Raw genomic sequence first — 16,923 nt, 5'->3', positions numbered from 1 at the left:
TCGTGATCCCCATGTCCCCGACATCCGCTAATCGCCCGGCCACACGCCTGGCTACCCGGCTGGCCTTCCTGGCCGCTGGATTCAGCCTTTCCTGCTGGGCGCCGCTGGTGCCCTACGCCCGTGCCCGCCTGGGGGTGGACGACGCCACGCTGGGCCTGCTGCTGCTATGCCTGGGCATAGGCTCGGTGGCGGCCATGCCGGCGACAGCGCCCTTGAGCGCCCGTCATGGCACCCGGCCCGTCATCCTGGGCGGCGGTCTAGGCATGGCGTTGGCCCTGCCCGCCCTGGCCACGGTCGACAGCTTGGCCGGCATGGCGGTGGCGCTGCTGGTCTTCGGCGCGTCTCTGGGGACCCTCGACGTCGCCATGAACGTGCACGCGGTGGAGGTGGAGGCCGATGCCGACCGGCCGCTGATGTCAGGTTTCCATGGATTGTTCAGCGTCGGCGGCTTTTGCGGTTCGGGCGGCATGACGCTGCTGTTGGCTGCCGGCGTAGCGCCTTGGGCGGCGGCCTGGCTGAGCGCCGCCTTGGTCCTGGTGCTGCTGGCCCTGGCCGCCCCCCGCCTGCTGCGCACCCGGCCGATGGGGCCCGCCGCCGAGGGGGAACGCGCCCCGCTGTTCGTGCGGCCGCGGGGCATCGTGATCCTGCTGGGCATCCTGGCGCTGGTCACCTTTCTGACTGAGGGGGCCCTGCTGGACTGGGGCGCCCTGCTGCTGACCGACCATCGCGGCGTGGCGCCGACCCAGGCGGGCCTGGGCTATACCCTGTTTTCGTTGGCCATGACCACGGGCCGCCTGATGGGCGACCGCGTGGTGGCGGCCCTGGGTGGACGGCGGGTCATGCTCTGGGGCGGGGTGGCCGCCATCGCCGGCCTGGGCGTGGTGCTGCTGTCACCATGGACACCCCTGGCCTTAGCCGGTTTCCTGCTGATCGGCGCGGGGGCGGCCAACCTGGTCCCGGTGCTGTTCAGCGCCACGGGGCGCCAGCAGGTCATGCCCCCGGCGCTGGCCGTGGCGGGGATGACGGCCATCGGCTATGCCGGCATGCTGGGCGGCCCGGCGCTGATCGGCTTCATCGCGCGTGGCTGGGGCCTGCCCAGCGCCTTCACCCTGTTGACGGCCCTGATGCTGCTGGTGCCGCTATCGGCCGGCCCGGTGGGAAAAATCGATGCGCCGGCCAACGACGCCTGACCGCCGGCCGGACTAATCCGCCGCCAGCACCTCGCGCACCGCCGTCTGCAGCTGCCGGCCGAACACCGGTTTGAACAGGATGGCGGCGGGATGGTCCTGGTTCATGCGCTCCAGCATCGCCGGCTCGCGCGAGGCGGTTATGAAGATTACCTTGGAGCCGACGAACTCATGGATGGCGAGGGCCGCGTCCACGCCGTCGCCCACGCCCTTCAGCCGCATGTCCATCAGCACCAGGCGCGGCCGCTGGGCCTTGGCCAGGGCGATGGCGTCAGCGGCGGTCGCGGCGGTGCCGCACACCGTCAGCCCCATGTCCTCGATCTGGATGCTGAGGGTTTGGGCGATCAGGAATTCGTCATCCACCACCAGGACGCAGTCCTGCAGCCCATCGCTCATGACGCCGCCATCCCGGCGGAGCGGCCTACCATATCCACCGCCGGTGTCGGCAGGATGATTTCCGCCCGTGTGCCCTTATCGAACCGCATCGCGATCGTTCCGTCCAGCTGCGCCACCAAGCCCTTCACGATGGAGCTGCCCAGACCGCGCCGGTAGCCGCCCCCATCCTCCTCCGCCGGAGCCGAGGTTGGGATGCCGTCGCCGTCATCCGCCACCACCAGCAGCACATCGCCCTCCTCCCGGCGCCGCATCGCCATTGTGATGGTGCCGCGCCCATCGGGAAAGGCATGTTTCAGCGAATTGGTGATCAACTCGGTTACCAGCAAGCCCAAGGGGATGGCAAAATCCAAATTGACCATCAGCGGGCAGACGGCGATGTCCAACCCCACCCCGTCATCCGCCCCCGACAGCAGGATGTTGCGGGCCAGCTCATCCAGGAAGGGCGCGATGTCGAAGCTTTCCAGATCGGGGGAAGCCATCAGCTGCTGATGCACCAAGCCCAGGGCATAGACCCGGCTGCGCAGCCCCATCAGCGCTTGGCGGCCGTCCGAATCCTTGAGCTGCAGGGCCTGGATCATCACCAAGCCGTCAATGATTTGAAGGTTGTTCTTCACCCGGTGATAGACCTCGCGCAGCAGCAGGTCGCGCTGCTTCAGGGCGGCGGTACGTTCCGCCACCACCAGTTCCAGGTCCGCCTTGGCCTCGCGCAGCGCCGCCTCCGCCGCCGCCCGTTCGGTAACGTCGATCAGCACCCCGGTGGCGCGGGTGGGCGTCCAGGTGACGGGGTCCCGCGCCACGATGGCGCTGCGATGGGATAGCCAAATCCAGCCCCCGCCCCCCTCCGCCGCGTCCGGGTCGCCGTCCACCCGACGCACCCGGTACTGCATCTGTACCAGCTCCGCCGCCCCGGTCTGCAGCAGACTCAGGCCGGCCGCGCGTTCGCCCCGGTCATCCGGATGAATCCAATCCGCCCACGCGGCGTATTCGGGACCGTTCAGGGGGAACCAAGTCTCCGCCGGCAGCGTGCCGCCCGTCATCGCCGCCGTGCGCCGGTCCACCCAGCCCAGGCCCCGCGCCATATCCAATTCCCAGATGCCCAGCTTGGCGCCCTCCGCCGCCAGGCGCAGGCGCGTCTCGCTTTCCTTCAGGGCCAGGGCCGTCTTGTGCATGGTGTCGACATCCTCGACCACCGCCAGCAGCAGGGGCGGCAGCCGGGCGCCGGCCTTGCGCATTCCCGCGCCGCGGACGAGGGTGGCGGACACGCGTCCCCAGACAGGTGTGCCATCCTGCCGCCGAAAGCGCAGTTCGCGGACATAGACGCTGGCCTCGCCCGACAGCAGGCGCGCCAACTCCAACCCCTCCGCCGCGCGATCCTCGCCCCACAGCAGGTCGGGCCATTCCATGCGACCAGCCAGATCGGCCCGGTTATAGCCCAGCATGCCGGCGAAGGCGTTGTTCACCCGGAGCAACAGCCCGGTCTCGGGATTGACCTGCACCTTGCCCACGGCGGCCGCCTCGAAGCTGGCGCGGTATTCCGCCTCGCTGCCGGCCAGGGCCTCCAGCGCCACCGCCCGTTCGGCCAGAGCCTCCGTGAGCTGGGCGTTGGCCGCGCGCAGTTCGGCCGTGCGCTCGGCCACCCTGCGCTCCAACTCGGAATTGGCGGCCAACACCTTGGCCTCGCTCTCCCGCAGCAGGGCGGCGGTGCGCTCTTGCTCCTCGATGGTGCGGGTGAGTTCGGCGTTCAGCCGGCCCAGCTGCGCCGGCGTGGGCAGGGCCAGCACGCGCGGCACCAGGGGCCAGAGCATGGCGGCGGTCGCCACCGACAGCAGCGCCGTGGCCAGCTTCACCACCCCTTCCACCCCATAGGCCGGCATCCACAGGGTCAGAATGGACAGCATGTGGGTCAGGCCGCAGGCCAGGATGAAGGCCACGAACAAATGTCCCACCCAGCGGTAGGCCAAATCGTTACGCTTGCGTACGAACCAAGCCAGCGCCAGGGGTATGGAGAAGTAGGACAGGCCGATGACGGCGTCGGATCCGGCGTGTAGCCAAATAAGACCCGGTATCCAGCTGAGGCAGAAGCCATGCGGGGTCAGGCCGGATGGATCCAGCAACCAGTCCGTCAAGCTCATAGGCCACAACCTCCGCCACCGGCACGTCGCCCAAGTTCAGAGGGTATCTCCCAACCTTTGCGAGCACCAGACGGTGGCGCCGAGCAGCGTGCCCGTCAAGTCGCGCGTTCGATTATATCAGCGCAGAACTGCACGCTTAGGATGTCTACGCTCTAGGACGTCCATTGGCGCCGAGCTTACTTTCCCGCCTCGTCAGCGGCCTCAGTCACCTCGCGTCGAACCAGTTTGTCCAATAGGGGGAACTGTGGGTCGCCCAGCCAGGCGCGCACGGCGGCCACATCGGCCAAGGCGTGCAGGGCGGCCGTCGCCTGTTCCGGCCGGCCGACCTTGACGGCGATGCCGCCCAAGGCATGCACGCTCTCGAACGCGTGCTCGTCCGGCACGTCGTCGCCGATGAAGATGGGACGGCGCCCCTTGAACGGCTCCACGGTCATGAAGCGGTACACGGCATCCCCCTTCAGAGCTGCGGCCGGGAGCAATTCCACACCCACATTGCCCTCCACCACCCGGTAGCCGTCAGGCAGGGTGGGCAGCGCCGCCTTGGCCAGCCGGGTGATATGGTCCAGGGACTGCGGGTGCGGCCCGGTGTGGATGGCCAGCACCGGGCCCTTGCGCTCGATGACGATGTTGGGGGCGCGGCCCAGTTCCGCCTCAGCCCGTTCCGCCAGGGCGGCCAGGGCCGGAGGTTCCTCGGCCGCCACCGCCGGCTCGTCCGGGGACAGCCGCAGCTCGATCCCGAACAGCCCACCGGCGCGCAGCACCATGGGCTGGAACAGTGTGTCGATGGAGGCCAGCGAGCGGCCGCTGATCACCGCGACAGCCCCACCCAACTGGCGGTCCAGGTTGGACAACAGGGTGCGCAGCTCGTCATCCACCACCACGCCGGTGGGGTCCTTGTGGTGTTCCAGCAGCGTCCCGTCAATGTCCAGGAACAGGGCCCAGCGGTCCCCGGCGGCAGGCGCCAGGGCGGGGGACGGCATCGCTTCAGAAATGGCTCGGCTCAACGTTCTTTCCTTTCCCCATGCTGACCAGGCGCACCACGTTGCGGCCCAGGGGCGTACGGCCCAATGCCGTGCGGCTGAGCGCGCCGCGGGCCGCCTGCTGCCTGGCCAGGCGGGCCGTGACATTGGCGGTGTGGTGGCGCTTTCGCAGGCGGGCGCCGTCCAGCAGCATGTTGCCCGCCCAGCGGTAGATGTTGTTTTCCCGCACCGTTTCGCGCATGCGGCGCATCCGCTCGCGCTGTTCCTCCGGCGACATGGTCAGGCCGCGCAGCAGCGCGTCGGCCGTGCCGCAGGTGTCGTACGGGTTGATGATGATGCTTTCCGGCAGCTCCTTGGCGGCGCCGGCGAAGCTGCTGAGCAACAGCACGCCCTGCTCATCCTCCCGGGCGGCCACGAACTCCTTGGCCACCAGGTTCATGCCGTCATGCAGGCTGGTGACCATGCACAGGTCGGCGGCCCGCAACAGGCCGTAGACCTCGTCCTTGCCGTAGGACTCGTTCAGCAGGTGGATGGGCTGGTACCCTTCATGGCCGTAGCGGGCGTTCAACTCGTCCACAAAATCCAGGCACTCGCGCTGGCACTGCTGATAGGCCGGCAGGGCGGTGCGGCTGGGGGCCGCCACCTGCAGCACCACCATGCGGCCGATCCATTCCGGGTGGCGCTTGAACAGCTCCTCCACCGCGCGGAAGCGGTCGATGATGCCCTTGGTGTAGTCGAAGCGCTCCACCCCCACGCACAGCTTCATGTCCGGCGCCAGGTTGAAGCGGTCGAAGATGGCCCGGCGGCTGGCAGGCACCGGCGGCTGGCGCGACAGTGAGGCCGGCGGCCATTCGATGGAGATGGGATGGGCATGCACATGGGTGGTGTGGCCACCAAAGGTGACGGCCGACGAGTCCCGCTCGATCCGGCTTTCCAGGAAGCGGTCCACCGTCTCGATGAAGTTGTTGCAATAATACTGGGTATGGAAACCCATGACCGAGCTGCCCAGCATGCCGTCCAGGATGCGTTCCCGCCACGGGCAGATGCCGAAGATCTCGGCGTTGGGCCAGGGGATGTGCCAGAAGGTGATGATGATGGCATCGGGCAGCCGCTCGCGGATCATGCGGGGCAGCAGGGCGAAGTGATAGTCCTGGATCAGGACCACCGGACGCTCATCCCGCGCCTCCTCCACCACCACGTCGGCGAAGCGCTTGTTCACCGCCTCATACACCTCCCAATCCTCGGCGTTGAAGCTGGGCCGGGTGAAGGCCACGTGGCACAGGGGCCAGAGGCCGTCGTTGGAGAAGCCGTAGTAATAGTGCTTCTCCTCATGCTCGCTCAGCCAAACGCGGCGCAGGGTGTAGCTGGGGTTGTCGGGCGGTACGGCGATGCGGTCGTGCGCATCCACGGTCAGGTGGTCGGCCGAGCCGCTGCCGTGCGCGATCCACGTACCGGCGCAGGTGCGCATGACCGGGTCCAGCGCCGCCACCAGGCCGCCGGCCGGCGCCCGCAGCTTCACCGCCCCGCCCTCCTCCAAATCATGAATGAAGGGCTCGCGGTTGGAGACGACGATGACCTGCGCGCCCGTCAGTTCCGTCTTCAGCAGGTGGCGCAGCGTTTCCGGCGTCCAGGTGCCCAGCCGGTCGGTGGCGACGCCCTCGCCTTTGGTGGACCGCAGGGCGCGCTGGGCCGCAGCATGGGCGTCGCGCGCGCCGACCACGGGTGAAGGCGCGCGGGCCCCTTCCGCCAAAACCTGGCGCCGCGTCTCATCGTAGGTGGGAATGGCGGCCTCTGCCACCGGCGGATGGCGGTTGCGGCCCCAGCGCAGCAGCAGCGCGCTGGAAAGGACAAGGGCCGCAACGGATAAGAGTAGGCTGGCTCCCACCAGGTAGACGGCGGCGGAGTCCTGCGTCAGCAGCGCGCCCAGATCGATGCCCATCATGGTGATACACCCATACCTTATCGGTTAAGAAGACTATGACCCGGTTTATGATTGCAGTAATCAGGTCATATATCGTGCACACTGAACAGATATAGCCTCAATGGCATTCTGTATTGTTCAGCGCTCCAGTATTCATGTAGGAATTCTAGAGTCGAGATTGTGTTCCAAAAAAGGCAACCGGGACGGAGGCGGGACCGAAAATCCGCATAGGCGGCGTAAGACCATGGCGGAGCGCCCGCCGGTTCCTTGGTCCCATCGCCTTAGACCTATCGGCCCTTACGAGCGGACGATAAGCGGCACCAGGCCTTCCTCGTGGTCGGAGATGGAGGCGATGACCTGCCCCCCCATGCGCTGGAAGAAAAGGTCGACGGTGTGTTCCCCCACCGTCACGCGGCGCACGGTCAACTGATCGATACCGATGGGCAGCTTGGGGCGGTTGACGTGGATCTCCCCCCGCCAGCCGTCGACCTCTATGCCCAGGCAGGCCTGCAACAGCATGAAGACGGAACCGGCGGCCCAGGCCTGGGGCACGCAGGCAACCGGATAAGCGATGGGCGTCTCCCCCTGTTCACGCGGGAAGCCGCAGAACAGCTCGGGCAGGCGCATGCCGAAGCGCACCGCCGCCTCGAAGGTGTCGCTCATCAGCTTCACCACGCCGCCGCGCACGCCGTAGCGCGCCAGGCCGGCGGCGCAGATGGCGGTGTCGTGCGGCCACACGGACCCGTTGTGGTAGGACATGGGGTTGAAGCAGACCTCGGTGTCCGCCAGCGTGCGGATGCCCCAGCCGGTGTGGAAGGCGCCGGCCAGCAGCTGGTCCGCCACGCGGTGCGCCCGCTCCGGCGAGGGCAGGCCCACGAACAGCAGATGCCCGACGTTGGACGCGCGCACGCGGCAGGGCCTGCCCTTGCCGTCCAGCGCCAGGGCGTAAAAGCCCATGTCCTCCATCCAGAAATGGGTTTCCACCGCCTGGCGCAGGGCCTCGGCCCGATGCTGCCAATAGGCGGCCTGCGCGTCCTCTCCCCGCCGCTTGGCCAGGCGGGCCAGGCCGCAATAGGCGGCGTAGACGTAGCCCTGGACCTCGACCAGGGCGATGGGCCCTTCCGGCAGGCTGCCGTCGGCATGCTGGATGCTGTCGAAGCTGTCCTTCCAGCCCTGGTTGGCCAGGCCGGATTCCTCGGCACGCTGGTAGTCGACGAAGCCGTCGCCGTTCTGGTCGCCCGCCCCTTCCATCCATGAGGCGGCGGCGCAGAGCGAGGGCCAAAGCTGGTCGATGAAGGCCATGTCGCCGGTGCGGTCGGCGTAGACCGAGGCCAAGTAGATGTAGAGCGGCGTGGTGTCGACGCTGCCGTAATAGCGGCCGAAGGGCAGCTCACGCAGCACCGCCATCTCCCCCTTGCGCGTCTCATGCAGGATCTTGCCGGGCTGCGCATCGCTGAAGGGGGCCGTTTCGGTGGCCTGATGGGTGGCCAGGAAGGCCAGCACCCCCCGCGCCAGGCGGGGGTTCAGCCACATCATCTGCAAGGCGGAGATGATGCCGTCGCGGCCGAAGGCGGTGGAGAACCAAGGGATGCCGGCATAAGGATAGGGGCCGGTGGACAGTTCCGTCGTCAGCAGGGCGGTATCCGCCTGGGCGCGCGCCAGCCAGTCGTTGAACACCCGGCCGGAGCTGTAGACGCTGGCGCCGCGGCGGCGCTTGGTGCGCATCTCCAGCCGCGCCCGCACCGCGGCGGCACGGAAGCGCACACGGCTGGGCGTGTCCGTGCGCTCGGTTCCGACCTCGATGTATAGAACGTGGTCGCCGCGTTTGGGCAGGTTGATGTTGAATACGGCGCGGTCGCCCTGCAGCCGGTCGGGAGCCTGACTGAAGGACAGGGTGGACTGGCGGGTCACCTGGTCCAGACCCTCATAGCTCAGCGTCACGCCGTCGCCGGACAGCTGGGCCTCATGCGTGCGGCCGCGCAGTTGGCGGGTGGAGCCCCGCACCTCGAACATGTCGCGGAAATCGGCGGCGAAATTGAAGGTCAGCGGCACGACGATGTCGCTGCCGCCGAAATTGGACAGGGTCACCCGCTCATAGAGCCGGTTTTGCCACAGGATGCGCGTGCGCTCGATATGGATGACACCCCACAGTGTCATGCCGCCGCCGGGGGCGGGCATGGGCACATTGGTGCTGTTGGCCGTGAACAAGATGTTGTCCTCGCTGAGCGAGGCGCCCAGCAGCGACGGCTCCTTATCGCCGATGCGCAGCTGATAGCGGGACAGGATGCGGGTGTCGTCCACGAACAGGCCGTCGCCCTGGCCCTGGATGTCGCCATGGGCGTCGGCCACGACGAAGCAATCGCCATGCTTAAGCGCGAACAGCTTGAAGGTCTCGCGCGGGCCGCTGCCGTCGGGGCCGGCCAGGCCGATGGCCGGGTCCAACTGTCGTTCGTCGAGGGCTGCCATGGGGGTCTGGTCTCGCGGGGCCGGTGGATTCAGGGCGACGGGGCGGCGACGGCACGGCCGCCGGGCACGGAGGCGGCCCCGCCGCCCTTCAGCAAGGCCTCATAGGCCGCGACGTAGTTGCGCGCCATGGCCGCGACGGAAAACCGCCGCTCGAATACTTCGCGGATGCGGGCACGGTCCAGGGCGCGCACCTTCTCCACGGCATCCACCGCATCGGCGATGGTATCGACGACGAAACCGGTCACACCCTGGTCAATGATCTCGGGCATGGCGCCGTTGTTCCAGGCGATGACAGGCGTGCCGCAGGCAAACGCTTCGATCACCACCAGGCCGAAGGGTTCCGGCCAGTCGATGGGCATCAGCAGGGCGGCAGCGTCGCCCAGGAAACCGGGCTTCCCGGCGTCGTCGATCTCACCCACGTGCTGAATGGCGCGGCCGTCGATGCGCGGTTCGACGTGTTCCTTGAAATAGGGGCCGTCATCGTTCCCCACCTTGGCTGCCATCTTCAGCGGCAGGCCGGACTTCTCCGCAATCTCGATGGCGCGATCCGGCCGCTTGTCCCGGGAAAAGCGGCCCAGGAAGGCCAGGTAGTTGCCGGTGCCGCCGGGCCGGTCCGCCGGCGGACGGTACAGATCCAGCGGCAGGCCGTGATAGACGGTGGCCAGCCAGTTGGCATCCGCCAGGGGCCGCCGCTGGCGATCCGAAATGGAAATCATGGGGTAGCGCGGCCAAAGCCCGTAGGACGGCGCCAGGTCGACATAGTCCAAGCGGCCGTGCGGCGTGGTCACCGTGCGCTGCGCGCATTCCTTGAAGAAAGGGAAGTGCATGAAGTGGCTGAGATGGAAGTGCAGCACATCGAACTCATCCGCGCGGGCCCGCACCTGTTCCAGCATGGCCAGGTGGGCCGCCACCGGCGATTTCAACGGCGCATCATCCAGCCATAGGGCCTTGGGCCGCATGGGCACCAGGCTGGCCTTGGTCTGGGAGGCCCCGCTGGCGAACAGGGTCACTTCATGGCCCAGCTCCACCAACTCATCCGTCAGATAAGATATAACCCTTTCAGTACCACCATAGTATGTCGGCGGCACCGTCTCATACAGCGGGGCGATTTGCGCAATCTTCATCGACGGTAATTCCCTAAATCGATGATGGAAATTGGCATGCGCCCCCATGAGTATTGAAGATGCGCAGCCAAAGGGACCGGCGCAACCGTATCATCGGTTGGTGGTAGCAACCATAATTCTTAATGAATAGGGCATGGGGGCGAGGCCGGTGCCCGAATTCGACGCGCCACCGCAGCACGGGGCCTTTCGGCCTAGGACCTGATGTCGAAGGTCAGGCGGCGGGCTTGGCCTTGGGCGCATAGCGCTGGCGCTGGGCCTCATCGGCGCCGGGGCCGGCCGCCAGGCGGAAGTCGCGGCTGGTGGCGGGCTTGCCACTTATCCGATCCACCAGCACCATGTCGGCGGGCTGGCCCGTCTGGGTGTCGACCAGTTGCACGGTCGGCCCCTCGGGCGCGAAGTGACGGTTGCCCCAGGCCAGCAGGGCCAGCATGACCTCGCGGAAATCGCGGCCCCGTTCGGTCAGCACATATTCGTAGCGGGGCGGCCGTTCGCTGTACTGCCGCTTTTCCATCAATCCGGCCTCGACCAGGGCGGTCAGGCGGCGGGTCAGCATGTTGGGGGCGATATCCAGGCTTTTCTGGAACTGGTCGAAACGCGTCATGCCGTGAAAGGCGTCGCGCAGGATCAGGATGCTCCACCACTCCCCCACCCGCTCCAGACTGCGGGCGATGGGGCAGGTCAGATCCTCGAAACTTTTACGCTGCATGTCGGTCACACCAGGGGCGGCGGATCACACGTCCGCGACTTTCATGGTGCAAGTGTAGGGCCGCCGCAGTGGACTGCGCAAGGGATTACAGGTGGGTCGCCCGCTAGAACCGCAAGCCCTGGAACCAGCGGAACAGGGCCTGCAGGGCAGTGTACAGGTGCCCGACCCCAAGGGCGTCCATCCAATCCTGCCAGGTCTGCACCCAGCCGGACAGCCGGTCGGTCACCGGGTTGATGGGCAGGCCGTTGACCCAGTCGGCCAGCGGATGGGCGCCCAGCACCAGGGCCACGAGGGCGGCCGTTCCCAGCGACAGGACGACGTGCCGCAGGCGGGAGGGGGCGGCGCCCTCGATGACCTCGACCGGGTTGTAACGGGGGCGCACCGGCGGGGGCGTGGGGGCCGGGGCCGGGGGGACCGACAGGCGGCGGGTCAGGATGGCGTTCATGTCTCGGCCCCGTCAGAACTGGAAGTAGATGAAGGGGGCGACGCCCTCGGGCGCGCAGGCCTGGATCAGCACCACGGCCAGGCCCACGGCGGCGCCCATGGCGGGCCCCAGGAACGCGGCAGGCAGGCGGCGCACCCAGTCCTCGATGCGAGCCAGGCGGTCGGCGGGCAGGAATTGGCTGGCGAGGGTGCCGGCGATCAGCAGCAGGGTCAGGGGCGTGGCGGCGGTGGGCAAGACCTGCCAGCGCCCGAAACCGGCCAGGAAGCGGCCGGCCACCTCCAGCGTGGGGGAGCGGAAGAAGATCCAGGTGAAGCAGACGAAGTGGAAGGTGGCGACGATGGCCAGCCCCCGCCGCCAGCCGCGCAGGGGCGGCGCCTCCCACTCCCCGATGGTGATGGCGCGCAGGCGGTTCACCAGATGCTCCGCCACCAGCATGCCGCCGTGCAGCGCGCCCCAGATGACGAAGGTCCAGTTGGCGCCGTGCCACAGGCCGCCTAGCAGCATGGTGATCATCAGGTTGCGGCAGTGCTTCCACGTGCCGCCCCGGTTGCCGCCCAGGGGGATATACAGATAGTCGCGCAGCCACGACGACAGCGAGATGTGCCAGCGACGCCAGAATTCCCGCAGGGAGCCCGACCGGTAGGGCTGGTCGAAGTTCTGCGGGAAGCGGAAGCCCAGCAGCGCCGCCAAGCCGATGGCGATATCGGTGTAGGCGCTGAAGTCGCAATAGATCTGCATGGCGTAGCCGTAGGTGGCCAGCAGCAGATCCAGGGCGCCGTAGCGGTCCGGGTCCATGAATACGGCGTCGACCAGGTCGGTCGCCAGGTAGTTGGCCACCACCACCTTCTTGAACAGCCCGCCCATGATCAGCAGGTAGGCGCGGGTGGCGCGAATGTCGTCCGGATCCGGCCGCTCCCCGATCTGCGGCAGGAAGTGGCTGGCGCGGACGATGGGGCCCGCCACCAGCTGCGGGAAGAAGGAGATGTAGAGCACCAGGTGCAACAGGCTGGCCGGCCGCCGCAGGGTGCCGCGGTAGAGGTCAACGAGGTAGGAGATGCCGTGGAAGGTGAAGAAGGAGATGCCGACAGGCACCACCATGTCCAGGAAGCCCAGCCGCACCGGCAGGCCCAGCAGGGTGGCGGTGTCGTTCACCGCGTGGCTGGTGAAGTCGGCGTACTTGAAGAAGGCCAGCACGCCCAGGTTCACGGCCACGGCCAGGGACACCGCGAGCTTACGGCGCGCCGGCGTTTCCTGGCGCACGATGGCGTGTCCGGCGAGGTAGTTGGACAGCGTGCTGCCGCCCAGCAGGAACAGGTAGCGCCAGTCCCACCAGCCGTAAAACACGTAGCTGGCGGCCGACAGGAAAGCGATGCGCCCCTGCGGGAAGCGCACCAGCGCCCAGGCGGCGGCGAAGACGATCAGGAAGAACAGGCCAAAGTTCAGCGTGGGGAACAGCATGGGGGTTCCCTCACCGGCCGGCCAAGGCAGCGGCGGCCGTATCGGGGCGCCCGGCCACCACCGGGCGCGGCGGCACCGCCCCAGGCTGGATATAGCCCTGGTACTGGTCCATCAGCCAGGCGAAGAAGGCGTTGGCCGTCAAGGTGTAGCCTTCGGGCGTCAGGTGCACATGGTCGGCCCGGGCCAGCGGCACGGCCTGGCGCACCCAACGGTCCATGCCGCAGGCCCCCGGCATCAGCTGCGACCAATCCCAGAACACATAGTCGCCGGACTTGGCGCCCTGGACCTGCAGGGCCCGCACCCGGCCCAGCATGGTGGGCGTGTACCAGGCGCATTTCGCCGGCGGCGGCGGGGTATCCTGGCAGGGGAAGACGGCGTCCTTGTCCGCCACCTTCTTGCAGGCGGCGGATTCCGCCTGGCCATCCAGGGGACCCAGGACAACCACCGCCACCGGACCGGCGTTCAGCCGGCGCAGGGCCGCCTTGAACCGCTCCTGGTAGGCGGCCAGGTCCAGGTCGCGGTCGAAGCCCTCATTGGTGCCATAGGCCAGGATGACCAGGTCCGGCTTGCGCCTGGCCAGTTCCAGCGCGACCGTCTCCGGATTCCAGCGGTCCATCGTGGTCAGCCGCGCGCCGACCACGCCGGCGCTGTCGAACACCACGCCCGGCTTGGCCCGGTCCAGCGACCAGCCGGCGATGTCCACCGGCCGGGCGTCCGCCGCCACCAGCTTCAACTGCTGCGCCTGGCCGGCGGTGGGCAGGGTGATCCAATCGGCCTGGCCGGCGGGACCTTGGGTGGAGATTTGCTTCACCACCCGGTCGTCGATCAGCACCAGCAGGTCGCCGCCGGCCGGCTGGCGCACGATGGTGACGCCAGCGATGTCGAAGCCCAAGCCATCCTTGGGGGTGACGGCGATGGCCGCCCCGCGCGCGCGGCTGCGGGCGACGAAGCCGGTCATGCCCCAGCCCGGCGGCGGGGTGTCGCTGAGGCTGTTGAAATACTGCCATTTGCCTTCCTGGGTCACCGCCACGTCGGCGCGGCGCGATCCGATGTAAGGCTTGCCCGCCGGCATGTAACCCGGCCCGGCAGAGCCGAAGCGTTCCTGCAGGGCGTCGCGCAGGCGGGTGGTGAAAACGCCGCCGGCGGTGTGGCTGTCGCCCAGTTGCAGGATGTCGACCGTGCCGCCATGCCCGGCCTCGATGGCCGCCAGCCGTTGGAACAGCCGTTCAAATCCGGGGTTGCCGTCGTATGGCGAGGGCACACGGGCCGGCGACGCCAGGGGCAGGTTTCCGGTAGCTGCGACCTGCGTCGCCCCCTTGGGCATGGACATGGAGGAGGCCGGATGACCGGCGGGGGTGCCGCTGCAAGCCGCGAGGGCGGCCAGCATCAGGCTGAGGGACGCAAGACGGCGGCGCATGGAGATCAGAGCTGCCGCGCCGGGGTGGCCATGAGCACCCGGCCGCGAGAGCCGATGGACGAACCGGCTGCGGCGCCCGTGGCGGCGCCGGGCTGTTGGAGGGAGGGCTGCTGGCTGACGGGCTGGCTGGCCGGCAAGTCGGCGGGCACGGGCTTGGCGATGGGGGCGTCGGAAGGGGTGGAGGTGGTGACGGCCGCCGGCGTGACCGCTGCAGGCCCCGCCAAGGTGTTCGCCGGAACAGGGGTTGAGGCCGGAACGGGGGCCGGCGAAGCAGCCGGCGCTACCGGGGCGGCGGCCGGCGGGGCGGCGGACGCGGCCTTGACCGCCGGCTTGGCCGCCGGCGCCCCGGCCAGCTGCAACCGGGTCAGTACCTTGCCCGCCACCAGCTGGTAGCCATAGCCGGTGAAGTGGATGCCGTCGTCGGACCGCAGCTGCTGGCTTTTCTGCCGGCTGTCGTCGATACGGGCCATGAAGTTGCCGTCGGCGTCCAGATAATCCTGATACAGCGGCAGGAACACGGCGCCGTACTTGCCGGCTTCGGTCTCATAAAGGCCGGTCATGAACTTGGCATCGTCGTTCGTTTCCGGCTTACGCATGACGGGCAGGCCCACCCACACGGTCGTGACGTGGTGTTCCTTCAGCGTCTGCAGCAGCCAATCGATGCGCTGCGTGTAGACGTTGGTCCAGCCCGGCGACTTGAACAGATAGCCCTTGCGGTTCTCGTCCCGCACGCCCTGCATGTCGTTGGCGCCGAACATGATGACGGCGTAGCCGCCCTCCCCCGCCTCATCGATCTGGCGGGCGGTTTCCGCCTGCCAGCTGGCATAATCGGGCCGGGTCAGGCCAGCGCCCAACTGGGAATGGCGAACCAGCCGTGTCTGCGGCTGGGATTTCAGCCGCTCGTACAGCCCACTCCACACCCCATCGGCCAGGGAATCGCCGTAGACAGAAATCGTGACGCCAGCCGGGGTGGCGGGCGGTTGGGGAACCGCCGCGGGCGGGGCCACCGGCTCGGCATGGGCGATTGCTGCGGATAAACCGAAAAATGCACTAAAAACAATAACAAACCGGCGGTTCATCGAGGGCCCCTGACTGCCGAACCTACTGAATCCCATGAGGGTGGTGCGGACGGCGCCAATACAGCCGTCCGCATCGTCATACCGGGAGTCCCGGCGCCTGTCACGCGCCGGCTGGGGATAGCTCCAACGCCTATGGATCAAGCCGTGAGGAACAGGGCCCGTTCCTTCTGCCGGCGGGCGGCGAGCCCGGGCAAGGTCACCAACTGACCGTTCACATGGGCCTTGTCCCAGACCAGGAACTGGTCCGCGGCGTCGGCGTAATCGCCCTGGTTCAGCAGGCGCAGCAGCGTGGATTGGGTCAGGGCGCCGATACCCAGGTTGAACGCGAAATCTGTCAGCGCCGCGTACTGGTTGTCGGTCAGCGCCACCGTCACCGCCTGGCTCACGCCGTTCCCGGCCGTGGCCAAATCCTGGAGCAGCAGCTCCTGGGCCTGGGCTTCGGTAATGGTCATGCCCGGTGTGACGTCCGGGCCGGTGTGACCATAACCGATGGTCAGGCGCCCGGCGGGGCAAAGATAGGCGGTCAGTTCCAACCCCTCGGACTGTTCGGTCAAGGCGATACCCGCGGCATTCACGGTCCTGGTCATTCCCACTCAATCCCCGCATCGAGAAGTACAATTCAGGCTTGCCCTTATAGCCCAGCCTTACACGTCACCCCACCGGAAAGCCGAGCCTGGGGGCGTCAATTTGCCTAAACGGTTGCAAATCTCCGCCTTTAGACCGCCATCCTTTGGGCCCATTGGGGGGAGAGTATCGGTACCGTATTATCAGTCCCTTAAGGTCCCGCCGCCCCATCCGGCGCGGATGGGGTAACCCGGGGAAGTACCAGCCTTCAGAGAAAGGGCTCAAGCCATGTTTCGTCCGCGCCTGCCCCGTTTTGTCCGAGCGCGCTTAGGCCGCGCCCATCTGGCCGCCGCGATGTTCACCGCCCTGGTGGCCTTGCCCGTCGCGGCCAAGGCCGAATATGCCTACACCGCCAGCGGCACCATCCTGCGCGCCGGTCCGGGCGGCGGTTATCCGGCCATCGCCAGCCTGCCGCCCGGGGTATCGCTGAACGTCTACGGCTGCCTGGCCGGCTGGTCGTGGTGCGACGTCGACTTCCAGGGCTATCGCGGCTGGCTCTACGGCGGCAGCCTGATGTATCCCTACCAGGGCCAGCGCGTGTACCTGCCCCAGTATGGCGGCGTGATCGGCCTGCCCATCATCACCTTCTCGTTCAACGACTACTGGGGCCGCTACTATCGTGACCGGCCGTGGTTCGCGGACCGGCACCGGTGGGAGCGCTTGCCCCCGCCCCGGCCCATCTACCACCCCGGCCACGACTTCCGCCCCGGTCCGGGCCCAGGCCGGCCCGGCTGGGATCGATGGGACCATCATGACTACCGTCCTGGTCCCGGGCCCGGCCGCCCTGGCCCGGGACCCGGCGACCATCACGACGGCCCCGGCCCTGGCCGCCCGGGTCCCGGTCCCGGCGGCGACCATCACGGCGGTCCCGGGGGCGGTCCGGGTGGCGACCACCATGGGGGTCCTGGCGGCGATCACCGGGGGGGTGGCCACGACGACCACGGCCCGCACCACTGACACGTGCCTGTTCCCAATGAGGGCGGCCCTA

Annotated in this window: 14 protein-coding genes; 2 read left to right on the top strand and 12 right to left on the bottom strand. The window is 68.2% G+C overall.

All coding sequences use genetic code 11. The features are described 5' to 3' along the window. Window positions 1-11: 11 nt before the first annotated feature. Complete coding sequence (locus tag P5F91_RS00700) at window positions 12-1,190, top strand: MFS transporter (RefSeq protein WP_277906142.1); 1,179 nt, start codon at window positions 12-14, stop codon at window positions 1,188-1,190. A gap of 12 nt (window positions 1,191-1,202) precedes the next feature. Here P5F91_RS00700 and P5F91_RS00695 read toward each other — a convergent pair whose 3' ends face one another. The 12 genes from P5F91_RS00695 to P5F91_RS00640 form a co-directional block, all read right to left on the bottom strand. Further along, window positions 1,203-1,583: a response regulator gene (locus P5F91_RS00695; RefSeq protein ID WP_277906140.1), complete on the bottom strand. Its 381-nt coding sequence runs from the start codon at window positions 1,581-1,583 to the stop codon at window positions 1,203-1,205. Next, window positions 1,580-3,715: a histidine kinase dimerization/phosphoacceptor domain -containing protein gene (locus P5F91_RS00690; protein ID WP_277906139.1), complete on the bottom strand. Its 2,136-nt coding sequence runs from the start codon at window positions 3,713-3,715 to the stop codon at window positions 1,580-1,582. Before P5F91_RS00690 ends, P5F91_RS00695 begins: the two co-directional genes overlap by 4 nt. Window positions 3,716-3,891: 176 nt before the next feature. After that, entirely contained in the window at window positions 3,892-4,719 is an 828-nt protein-coding gene (gene otsB, locus P5F91_RS00685; RefSeq protein WP_211107075.1) for a trehalose-phosphatase, read from the bottom strand. Continuing rightward, window positions 4,700-6,637, bottom strand: a complete 1,938-nt coding sequence (locus P5F91_RS00680) for an alpha,alpha-trehalose-phosphate synthase (UDP-forming) (protein ID WP_277906138.1) — start codon at window positions 6,635-6,637, stop codon at window positions 4,700-4,702. The genes otsB and P5F91_RS00680 overlap by 20 nt, the downstream gene beginning before the upstream one ends. 276 nt (window positions 6,638-6,913) lie before the next feature. After that, window positions 6,914-9,082 carry an amylo-alpha-1,6-glucosidase gene (locus tag P5F91_RS00675; RefSeq protein ID WP_145612804.1) on the bottom strand — a complete coding sequence of 723 codons (2,169 nt, stop codon included), beginning with the start codon at window positions 9,080-9,082 and terminating at the stop codon, window positions 6,914-6,916. A gap of 29 nt (window positions 9,083-9,111) precedes the next feature. Continuing rightward, complete coding sequence (locus P5F91_RS00670; RefSeq protein ID WP_277906137.1) at window positions 9,112-10,206, bottom strand: glycosyltransferase family 4 protein; 1,095 nt, start codon at window positions 10,204-10,206, stop codon at window positions 9,112-9,114. 211 nt (window positions 10,207-10,417) lie between these two features. Further along, window positions 10,418-10,912, bottom strand: coding sequence for a winged helix-turn-helix transcriptional regulator (locus P5F91_RS00665; RefSeq protein ID WP_145612806.1), 495 nt, complete (start codon window positions 10,910-10,912; stop codon window positions 10,418-10,420). Between the two features lie 103 nt (window positions 10,913-11,015). After that, window positions 11,016-11,357 carry a hypothetical protein gene (locus tag P5F91_RS00660; protein ID WP_277906136.1) on the bottom strand — a complete coding sequence of 114 codons (342 nt, stop codon included), beginning with the start codon at window positions 11,355-11,357 and terminating at the stop codon, window positions 11,016-11,018. A 12-nt stretch (window positions 11,358-11,369) separates the two neighbouring features. Then, window positions 11,370-12,815, bottom strand: coding sequence for an MBOAT family O-acyltransferase (locus P5F91_RS00655; protein ID WP_277906135.1), 1,446 nt, complete (start codon window positions 12,813-12,815; stop codon window positions 11,370-11,372). Between the two features lie 10 nt (window positions 12,816-12,825). Beyond that, window positions 12,826-14,232, bottom strand: coding sequence for a GDSL-type esterase/lipase family protein (locus P5F91_RS00650; RefSeq protein WP_277906134.1), 1,407 nt, complete (start codon window positions 14,230-14,232; stop codon window positions 12,826-12,828). Between the two features lie 5 nt (window positions 14,233-14,237). After that, window positions 14,238-15,239 carry an SGNH/GDSL hydrolase family protein gene (locus P5F91_RS00645; RefSeq protein WP_186454913.1) on the bottom strand — a complete coding sequence of 334 codons (1,002 nt, stop codon included), beginning with the start codon at window positions 15,237-15,239 and terminating at the stop codon, window positions 14,238-14,240. Window positions 15,240-15,448: 209 nt separating this feature from the next. Then, complete coding sequence (locus P5F91_RS00640) at window positions 15,449-15,898, bottom strand: lysozyme (protein ID WP_145612812.1); 450 nt, start codon at window positions 15,896-15,898, stop codon at window positions 15,449-15,451. Window positions 15,899-16,163: 265 nt separating this feature from the next. Here P5F91_RS00640 and P5F91_RS00635 point away from each other — a divergent pair, with 265 nt between their 5' ends. Continuing rightward, entirely contained in the window at window positions 16,164-16,892 is a 729-nt protein-coding gene (locus P5F91_RS00635; RefSeq protein ID WP_211107079.1) for an SH3 domain-containing protein, read from the top strand. The last annotated feature ends 31 nt before the right edge of the window (window positions 16,893-16,923 follow it).

The organism is Nitrospirillum amazonense, assembly GCF_029594735.1.
GTDB classification, from domain to species: Bacteria; Pseudomonadota; Alphaproteobacteria; order Azospirillales; family Azospirillaceae; genus Nitrospirillum; species Nitrospirillum amazonense.
Note: the sequence above shows the minus strand (reverse complement) of the source record. Positions and strands in the feature narration are given on the sequence as shown.